General features: G+C 58.3%; 9 protein-coding genes. 7 read left to right on the forward strand and 2 right to left on the reverse strand.

All coding sequences use genetic code 11. From position 1 onward, the window contains the following. From FHX09_RS27550 to FHX09_RS27560, 3 genes are all read left to right on the forward strand, one after another. Complete coding sequence (locus FHX09_RS27550) at positions 1-1,710, forward strand: glycoside hydrolase family 32 protein (RefSeq protein ID WP_184450948.1); 1,710 nt, start codon at positions 1-3, stop codon at positions 1,708-1,710. 149 nt (positions 1,711-1,859) lie between these two features. Further along, the gene (locus FHX09_RS27555; protein ID WP_184450950.1) at positions 1,860-2,129 is read left to right on the forward strand and encodes a cyclase; all 270 of its coding nucleotides are present in this window, start codon (positions 1,860-1,862) and stop codon (positions 2,127-2,129) included. 232 nt (positions 2,130-2,361) lie between these two features. Continuing rightward, positions 2,362-3,387 carry a hydroxyacid dehydrogenase gene (locus tag FHX09_RS27560; RefSeq protein ID WP_132589618.1) on the forward strand — a complete coding sequence of 342 codons (1,026 nt, stop codon included), beginning with the start codon at positions 2,362-2,364 and terminating at the stop codon, positions 3,385-3,387. Positions 3,388-3,846: 459 nt separating this feature from the next. Here FHX09_RS27560 and FHX09_RS27565 read toward each other — a convergent pair whose 3' ends face one another. Continuing rightward, positions 3,847-4,746, reverse strand: a complete 900-nt coding sequence (locus tag FHX09_RS27565; RefSeq protein ID WP_132589620.1) for a LysR family transcriptional regulator — start codon at positions 4,744-4,746, stop codon at positions 3,847-3,849. 126 nt (positions 4,747-4,872) lie between these two features. On the opposite strand from FHX09_RS27565, the gene FHX09_RS27570 reads away from it, so the two are divergent. From FHX09_RS27570 to FHX09_RS27585, 4 genes are all read left to right on the forward strand, one after another. Next, positions 4,873-5,352 carry a carboxymuconolactone decarboxylase family protein gene (locus FHX09_RS27570; RefSeq protein ID WP_132589622.1) on the forward strand — a complete coding sequence of 160 codons (480 nt, stop codon included), beginning with the start codon at positions 4,873-4,875 and terminating at the stop codon, positions 5,350-5,352. A 60-nt stretch (positions 5,353-5,412) separates the two neighbouring features. Continuing rightward, entirely contained in the window at positions 5,413-6,165 is a 753-nt protein-coding gene (locus FHX09_RS27575) for an SDR family oxidoreductase (protein ID WP_184450952.1), read from the forward strand. A 61-nt stretch (positions 6,166-6,226) separates the two neighbouring features. Further along, positions 6,227-6,646, forward strand: a complete 420-nt coding sequence (locus FHX09_RS27580; RefSeq protein ID WP_184450954.1) for a cupin domain-containing protein — start codon at positions 6,227-6,229, stop codon at positions 6,644-6,646. 76 nt (positions 6,647-6,722) lie between these two features. Continuing rightward, positions 6,723-7,733 (forward strand): mechanosensitive ion channel family protein, encoded by a 1,011-nt coding sequence (locus tag FHX09_RS27585; RefSeq protein ID WP_183722541.1) that lies wholly within the window; start codon positions 6,723-6,725, stop codon positions 7,731-7,733. Here FHX09_RS27585 and FHX09_RS27590 read toward each other — a convergent pair. Beyond that, complete coding sequence (locus FHX09_RS27590) at positions 7,716-8,204, reverse strand: Rrf2 family transcriptional regulator (protein WP_184450956.1); 489 nt, start codon at positions 8,202-8,204, stop codon at positions 7,716-7,718. The genes FHX09_RS27585 and FHX09_RS27590 overlap by 18 nt on opposite strands. Positions 8,205-8,517 lie beyond the last annotated feature (313 nt).

An 8,517-nucleotide genomic window follows, 5' to 3' on the forward strand; every position in this document is an offset into this window, starting at 1 on the left:
ATGACTTACCAGGCAACGTCCACTCTCTCGGTCCGGGAAACCGTGCGCGTCGAACTCGATGCGGGAGCAATGATACACCTCTGGCTCAAGTCGCGTCGACCAAACATGGCGGCTGACCTCAAGGTCAGGATCGACGGCGTCGACCTAAAGCAAGTGATCGCGACGCAGACGGAAGAGTTCCAGTTTAACGAGGTGCTACTGCCCCATGCCGGAAACGTAGAGCTGAGCTACAGCCCCTTAGACGCCGCAGTCTCGGTCATCTACGCGTTCCACCCAGGGCGCGTTCAAAAAGAGGGTATTCACATTCTGCACCATGCAGCCGAGAACGCTCCACCGGCACTCCTGGACGGCTATCATTTCAGGCCGCCCTTTGGTTGGATGAACGACCCGAATGGCTTCGGCCGCTTTGGCGGCAAGGCGCATCTCTTCTACCAGCATTATCCGCACAGCCTTCGCTGGAATACGATGCACTGGGGGCATGCGGTCTCAGATGACTATATCCGTTGGAAGCATCTTCCGATTTTTTTGTTTCCCTCAGATCAACTATCGCAACGAAACGACGGAAGGGGCGGCGCGTTCTCCGGCTCAGCCATACCGGGAAACGGACCTGATGGTTCCATCCGCGTCTTCTTCACCGAGCAGGTGCGCGACCGCAAACCGGAGGAGCAGATCCAGCTCTGCGCCTTAAGCGGGGACGGTCTCGTCGCGCAAGCACCCTCGATTGTATTGCGGGAGCGGCCGCAGGGGTTGGACCTGACGCTCGATTTCCGCGATCCATATGTATTCAAGGGGCCGGACGGATACTGGAAAATGCTGCTCGGCAGTCGCGACAAATCCGGCGGCGTAGTTCTGCTCTACGAGACGCTCGATCCCCGGGGCGCGGAGGGATGGACTTTTGTCGGCACACTTCATCGGGAGGACCGCTACGGCATGACGGCGGCGGAATGCCCATGCATCGTGCCACTCGGCGACATCGAGCCCCCGGAAACGCGCTGGGCGTTGATTTTCGGTCTCCTCACCAGCCGCGATCCGGCAACAGGCCGCCGCAATTTGACCAAGGTAACGATCGGCCGCTTCGATGGCCGAACCTTCAAACCTGAAACCGAGCAGGAGCTCGATTTTGGCTCCGACGCATACGCATTCCAGGCTTTTGTCGACGATGGCGGTCCAATCGGAGTCGCCTGGTTGGCAAACTGGACGGATGTCTCGAAAAAGGAGGACTTTCCGACGGCCATGACGCTGCCCCGCCGGGTTCTATGGGACGGTTCTGCCCTTCTTACACCTCCTATCGAGAGCGTCGATAGCCTTCGGCATCTGGCACTCGACGCCAGCCGTCTTACTTCCGGCGAACAACTAGCCTTGGAAACCGGTGCGATCGAGATCGAGATCGATCTTGTGGCACCCGGGGCGCCGTTCGAGCTCCGTTTCGGACATCCCGACATCGATCTGGGAGTAAGGCTCAACGAAGACGGATTGGAGGTGCTGTTTTCTGATCGAAGCGGCAACGCTTCTCCACGCTATATCGCGGCGGGCGCGCGACCGTCACAAGTGCGCATCTTTCTCGATGCCGGCTCGATCGAAGTGTTCGCCGATAAGGGCCGCTGGGCCGGGACAAAGCGGCTACCAAGCTTTGCAGGCATAAGCTCGGTGCAGCTTCTGGCCGAAGAGCGCACGATTTCGGCCGCGCGCATCTGGCAACTCAAGATTTGATGGTAAGGGAGGAATTTATCGCATGGCATCTGTCGCAATCGACGAAGTGCGTAACGCCGCGCGCGATACTTCTCCCAGCGTGGACGCCCTTTCTGTGATACGGTGACGAGGCAGCATACAACTTGTAAACTCAATAGTGGGAGGGTGAGATGACGACGTTGTTCGTAAGGCACGAGGTCTCGGACTACGCGACCTGGCGCCAGGTGTACGACGATCTTAGGTCCGTGCAGAAGGCAAATGGAGTTACGGCGGAAGCAGTCTATCAAGCCGTCGACAACCCCAACGACGTGACCGTCACCCACGAGTTTGCCACGAGTGAAGCAGCTCAAGCCTTCGGTCAGCTTCAGGAGTTAAGGGCTGCAATGCGTGCGGGGGGCGTACTGGGTGCACCGACGGTATGGCTCACCAACAAGGCCTGAAATCAGCTTACAATGTCGCTCGCATAGGCATGATGGAAGCTTTGGCTGCGCCTCTTTGGGTGCGAAGAAGACTAAGCAGACGTCTGCTGATGGCGCGTCTCGCGTGACATGGCTGGCGGCTCAACAGCACTAAAAACGTCCCTCCTATCCTCAATCGGCAGATCACGGTGAAAGGAGAGGACCGTCGACATACCCTTAATGCCGTTCACTTTTTTATGCGTGGGGAGGAAGCATGAGCCGCGCTGTAGTCATTGTCGATCCATTGCCACGGACCCTTGGCCTCATCATGGGGCCTGACGTCCGCACGAGGTTGGAGCGGCTAGGGGAGGTCGTCATTTCTGAGGAACAACAGATGTCCCCGGAGCTCGTGGACGAGCTTTTGCCAGACACAGTGCTGATCTTCGGGCAGACGGACATGCCAAGGGAGCGCTTGGATCGAGCGCCGAAATTGAAAGCGATTATCAACGTCGAATCCAACTTCTTGCCGAATATCGATTACAAGACTTGTGTGGAGCGGGGAATTTGGGTCATCACGCCTGCTGCAGCGTTTGCCTCACCGGTAGCCGAGGCGGCGTTGGCGATGGGGCTGGACCTTGCGCGCGGCATCACTCAGGCGGACCGAGATTTCAGGGCAGGGGTCGAGCAATATGGTTTGGCCGGCAACGCAACGACCTTCAGATTCGCCGGAGCGCCGGTGGGTATCATCGGGTTCGGCGACCTTGGGCGACAATTCAGGGAGCTGATCCGGCCGTTCAAGAATACAGTTCGGGTTTTCGATCCGTGGCTTCCTCTGGAGATCATCACAAATGCGGACTGCACTGCGAGTTCCATGGAAGAGGTGCTGACCGACAGCCAACTGGTTTTTGTCTTTGCCAGCGTGACAAGCGAAAACCAATCATTCCTGGGCAGGCGGGAGTTCGCGATGATGAAGAGAGGCGCCGCCTTTCTACTTATGAGCCGCGCCGCGGTGGTAGACTTTCCCGCCATGTTGGCGGCCGCTGAATCGGGTCACATCCGTGTCGCTACCGATGTCTTTCCTGAAGAGCCGGTTCCCGCAAATGACCCCGTGCGATCTGTACCAGGGATGCTTCTTTCGGCACATCGCACCGGCGGAACGCGTGATGCGTTCTATGCCCTGGGCTCCATGGCCGTTGCCGATGCCGAACTGATTATGAGAGGATTGCCTCCGCAACTTTGCCGGCGGGCAGATCTGGCGACGGTCAATCGGCTCCGGTCGAAACCTGTCACTGTGTCCTAATATCCGTTCGTCCCCGCGCCGGCAGAAAATAGGTGATTGATTTCAACACCATGCCAGCGACCGTTCGATCATACTCAGACGTGGCAATCGCAACCGCCCTTACGAGCGACATTCGGTGTCGACCTGACGGGAGGCTTTCGGAATATGCCCGGACTTTTCGTTATCCGATCTGTCGTTGGCTCGCAACGAGCAGTTGTTCGGATCGATAGCTGCTGCTGGAAATTTAGTCCCGAATGGTTGTGGCCGTCAGTATCTTCTTGAATCCTTGCCTCCGGCGATGCCCTTCGGGCCGCTTGACGAAGCGATTCTAGGACCGGCACAGTCTTTTCGTAGTCCATATCCAGAACTTTGGCCGCATGGCGAAACGCCTTACGGTCTAAAAATAGATAAAGTACGCGCGTCCTGCCAATTCGCCTGCAGAATGAAAATGCCCGCAGATTCTCGCCAGAGCTTTGTGTTCTACGATCCCATAAATGGATCCTCTCTGACCGCCTGTGCCAGGAAATCGAGGACAGTACGGACCCGCAACGGCAGGTTTTTGCGCGTGGGGTAGACGACATGGATTGGCAGGCGCGCGGGAGGGAATTCAGGCATCAGCTTCACCAGCCTGCCAGCCTCTATGTCGTCGCAGGCAAGGAGATGCGAAAGCACCGCAAGACCGCCCCCGGCCAACACCGCGCGATGTACCGCCACGGCATTGTTGGCGATCAGGCGCGGTGCGATGCGCACGGAAATCTCATCCGATCCATCCGAAAACGTCCACGATCGTCCATCTCCGGCGCGGCTGTAGCAGATGCATTCATGACCACTGATCTCATCCGGCGTCCTAGGCATACCATGTTGCTCCAGGTAGCAGGGTGCTGCGACGAGGAAGGCCGTCGTCCAACCGATCCGCCGGCACATCAAGCTACTGTCTGATACTGCGCCGAGCCGCACTTCGAGATCGATGCCATCGCCGATCAGATCGGACGGCTCCTCTCGGAAGATGAGTTCGACCGACAGTCCGGGATGGCGTTCGAGCAGCCCCGCAAGACGCTCGCTGACATAGAGACCGAGAGGCGCGGGCAGGGTAAGCCGCACCCGGCCGGACGCCATGGCTGTCTCGACGCAGGAGGCTTCGTTGAGGGCGTCCACCGCCTCGACCACCCGCAGCGCCATCGCGATCATTTGTTCGCCTTCTGCGGTCAGGGCAAGCGCATTTGTGCTACGATGCAGCAGGCGCGTGTTGAGATGTCCTTCGAGTGCGGAAACCTGCCGGGAAACTGCTGGCTGTGTGAGATCGAGATCGATTGCCGCTGCAGAAAACGAGCCTGTCTCTGCCACACGCAGGAAGGCTCTCAGCGCAGATACGATATCCATCTGTCCCCCCATACGTTTCGACATAAGCCTTATGTCGCAGTTTAGGTCGGAAGAGCTTTACTGTCCAGATATTACGGATATCGTGTGTCCATAAGGATGCTAGATATCCTTAATAAGGAGAAAGACATGACACAGCGCCTCAACTACGCACAGCAATCACCCGAATTCTTCAAGAAGCTTTCAGACCTGAGCATGGGACTAAACGACAGCGTCATCGAACAGAAACTCCGTGACCTCGTCAACATCCGCGCCTCACAGATCAATGGCTGCGGCTTCTGCCTCGACATGCATGTCAAAGAGGCCAAGATCCACGGCGAAAGCGAGCTGCGCCTGTATCACGTCGCGATCTGGCGTGAATCGAACCTCTTTATCCCACGCGAGCGGGCGGCCCTTGCGTGGACCGAAGCCGTCACGAACCTTCCCGAAGGCGGAATCCCCGACGAACTCTACGAGCGGGTCCGCGGCCAGCTCTCGGAGAAGGAAGTATCCGACCTGACCTTCTCGATCATGGTGATCAATGCCTGGAACCGCGCCAGCATCGCCTTCAAGGCAGTCCCCGGTTCCGCAGACAAGGCCTACGGCCTCGACAAGGCCGGTCTCAACTAAGCCTACGACCTCAAAGCCATCAACACCGCGGCCGACAGCCGCCCTGAAGGGAGAAATCCTATGAAGATCGTCATCATCGGCGGGACCGGCCTTATCGGTTCCAAGACAGTTGATCGCCTTAGCAAGCAGGGCCATGAGGTGATTGCCGCCTCTCCAAACACCGGCGTCAACACGATCACCGGGGAGGGGCTGGCCACGGCACTTGCTGGCACCGAGGTCGTTGTCGATCTCGCCAACTCGCCATCCTTCGAAGACAAGGCGGTGCTGGAATTCTTCGAGACCTCGGGCCGCAATCTGTTTGCGGCTGAAAAGGCTGCTGGCGTCAAACACCATATAGCGCTTTCGGTCGTCGGAACCGAGCGACTGCAGGAAAGTGGCTACTTTCGCGGCAAGCTCGCCCAGGAAAAGTTGATCAAGGCTTCCGGCGTTCCGTACACGATTGTTCATTCGACGCAGTTCATGGAGTTTTTGAGCGGCATCGCACAATCCGGCACGCTCGGCGACACAGTTCACCTATCATCGGCCTATGTGCAGCCGATCGCCTCCGATGATGTCGCCGACGCGATGGCAGATGTGACCCTTGCCGCCCCCGTCAACGCAACGATCGAAATTGCCGGCCCTGAGCGCTTCCGGCTCAATGAACTCGTTGCTCGCTACCTCAAGGCGATGGGCGATGCCCGCAAGGTCGAACCGGATCCCGAGGCGCGTTATTTCGGGGCCCGGCTGGAGGATGGTTCGCTGGTCTCCGACAACAACCCACGTCTGGGGCGGATCACCTTCGAGCAATGGTTCGCAACCTCCGCGCGGAAATGACCGAGCGCCGCTGCGCCATAGCTCTTAAGCGCAGCGCCCAACCCTTGAAAGGAATCTCGATATGATGAAGTCGATTCTTGTCACGGCTGCCCTTGCAGCGGTATCTTTCAACGTAGCCGTCGCCGATGACGCCGGCGGCAAGGCTTCCAAGGTCACGCTCGTCTATGAGCATGAACTGCCGAACGTTCCGGGCAAGAGCATTAAGGGTGTCCTGGTCGAATATGGTCCAGCCGGGTTTTCCGAGGGCCACACCCATCCGAACTCCGCCTTCATCTACGCAACGGTTCTGGAAGGCTCCATCCGTAGCCAGGTCAATGATGGGCCGGTGAAGACCTACAAAGCCGGAGAGAGCTTTTCGGAGATGCCCGGCGATCGTCATGGCGTCAGCGCAAACGGCAGCAAGACAAAGCCTGCAAAGCTGCTTGCGGTCTTCGTGGTTGACACCAACCAGAAGGAACTGACTTATCCCCTGAAGAAGTAAGTCAGTGCGGGCCGGGTGTTGATCGCACACGCGGCCCTTCCGCATGAGGCCGCAACTATCGCGATTGGAGCCTGCCATGTTCAACGAACAACTCTCGTTGCCGCTTGTTCTGATCAATCTTCTCGGAGTTGCCGGCATTGTCGTATGGCATCTCCAGGGTCGCGACCGTCCAACTGCTCGGCTGGTCGTTCAGATCCTGTTTTTCTCTAGCATGACTGCCGTCCTCGCCCTTGCAGGCATTCTGCCGCATCGCGTTGACGAGACGCACTCAACCGGCCTCATGGCATTCCTGTCCATCTCAGCCAGGGTGCTGTGGTGGACACATCTGGCGTGGACGCTCATCGGCTTCGTGCGTATCTATATCGTTCTGGAGCGAAGGCCGCAGGAGGCGCGACTGCTGCAGGATCTGATCGTTGCCGTTGTCTATCTCGGGGTGGCCTTGTCCATCCTGGGCTTCGTCTTCAAAGCGCCCATCGGCACCTTGGTGGCAACCTCCGGCGTCGTCGCCATCATTTTCGGCCTCGCGCTGCAAAATACGCTCGGCGATGTGTTTTCGGGCATCGCACTGACATTGGGGCGCCCTTTTGCCATCGGCGACTGGATCGTGCTCAGCGACGGTACAGAGGGACGTGTCATCGAGAACAACTGGCGCTCCACATTTCTGCTCACCGGCGCTCACAACGTGGTCGTTCTGCCAAATAGCGCCCTGGCGAAAGTGGGCCTTACCAATCTAAGCCGTCCTGACGAGACGCATCAGATCACTCTGCTTATCCGGGTTGCGGCAAGCCACAGTCCGCAGCTCGTCGAGGAGGCGATGCGAACCGCCCTGCAACGCTGCACATACATCGTCCAAGACCCGCCGCCGATCGTCGCTCTGAAGGGGATCGACGCTGTAGCAATCGAGACCGAATTGCAGTTTCGCGTGACCAGTCCGGCAAACAGGACGCCAGCGAGGAATGAAGTCATCGACCTTGTCCACAATCACTGCCGGGAAAGCGGCCTCTCCCTTGCGATGCCGCCCCAGAGCTATCTCTACGCATTGCCGGGCGCAAGCGACGTCAAACTGCGCTCATCCGGCTCTCTCTAGCACCCATTCGAAGCTGCTCTTCCAAAGCTGCGCCGGGATATCCCTGGACAGCGTCTCGATCAGATCGGATAGCCTGACGCTGCGTAGTTTCTGGCGCCACGCTTCGTCGGCTTCCCACATGATGCGCGCCACGGCGCAGGGACCGCTTTCACAGTAGCCGAGCGGCCGGCAGGGGTTGTTGGCTCTGATATTGTTGCAAACAAAGGTCCGCGCGTTGCCCTCGACCGCCTCGACGATATCAAGAAACGTCAGCTCTGCCGGTGCCTTTGCCAATCGATAGCCGCCCGACGGACCGAGGGTCGTATCGACGAGACCGGCTTGCGAAAGGCTCTGCAACGCCTTCGAAAGATATTCCTTGGGAAGTCCGTGGAACTCGGCCAGCGCCTTGGTGGACAGAAAACGGCCCGCAGGCAGACCGGCGAGTATGGCGCAACAATGTAGCGCCCATTCGACTTGGCTTTTCAGGATCATCATTTCAGTCCGGATCGATGCTGAACCGCATCTATTAAGGATATAAAATATCCCTATTTCACCGTGAAGTAAACAGACTGAGCTGTGCCGCAATAAAACTTGCCCGCATGCCTCCAACGATCCAGCAGTATCTCGATACCACTAGGACCAGCCAAGCGACTTACGGCTGCCAATACGCTCGACGCAGCGCTGTCGGAGGGCAGGGGCACAAAGCCTCGCTAGTGTCCCATCTCAGAGATTATGACGGGTTGGTCTATGCCCAGAATTGGCAGCTCTTGCGGGGGGACGAGCAGTTGGATGCTGCGCGCGACGC

Origin of the sequence: Rhizobium sp. BK538, from assembly GCF_014197575.1 — a bacterium.
GTDB lineage: Bacteria > Pseudomonadota > Alphaproteobacteria > Rhizobiales > Rhizobiaceae > Rhizobium.

What these genes read in the sequence shown, in the direction of transcription:
- FHX09_RS27580 (WP_184450954.1), top strand. Translation starts at nt 6,227, where the DNA reads ATGATGAAGTCGATTCTTGTCACGGCTGCCCTTGCAGCGGTATCTTTC.
- FHX09_RS27575 (WP_184450952.1), top strand. Translation starts at nt 5,413, where the DNA reads ATGAAGATCGTCATCATCGGCGGGACCGGCCTTATCGGTTCCAAGACA.
- FHX09_RS27565 (WP_132589620.1), bottom strand. Translation starts at nt 4,746, where the DNA reads ATGGATATCGTATCTGCGCTGAGAGCCTTCCTGCGTGTGGCAGAGACA.
- FHX09_RS27560 (WP_132589618.1), top strand. Translation starts at nt 2,362, where the DNA reads ATGAGCCGCGCTGTAGTCATTGTCGATCCATTGCCACGGACCCTTGGC.
- FHX09_RS27590 (WP_184450956.1), bottom strand. Translation starts at nt 8,204, where the DNA reads ATGATCCTGAAAAGCCAAGTCGAATGGGCGCTACATTGTTGCGCCATA.
- FHX09_RS27585 (WP_183722541.1), top strand. Translation starts at nt 6,723, where the DNA reads ATGTTCAACGAACAACTCTCGTTGCCGCTTGTTCTGATCAATCTTCTC.
- FHX09_RS27550 (WP_184450948.1), top strand. Translation starts at nt 1, where the DNA reads ATGACTTACCAGGCAACGTCCACTCTCTCGGTCCGGGAAACCGTGCGC.
- FHX09_RS27570 (WP_132589622.1), top strand. Translation starts at nt 4,873, where the DNA reads ATGACACAGCGCCTCAACTACGCACAGCAATCACCCGAATTCTTCAAG.
- FHX09_RS27555 (WP_184450950.1), top strand. Translation starts at nt 1,860, where the DNA reads ATGACGACGTTGTTCGTAAGGCACGAGGTCTCGGACTACGCGACCTGG.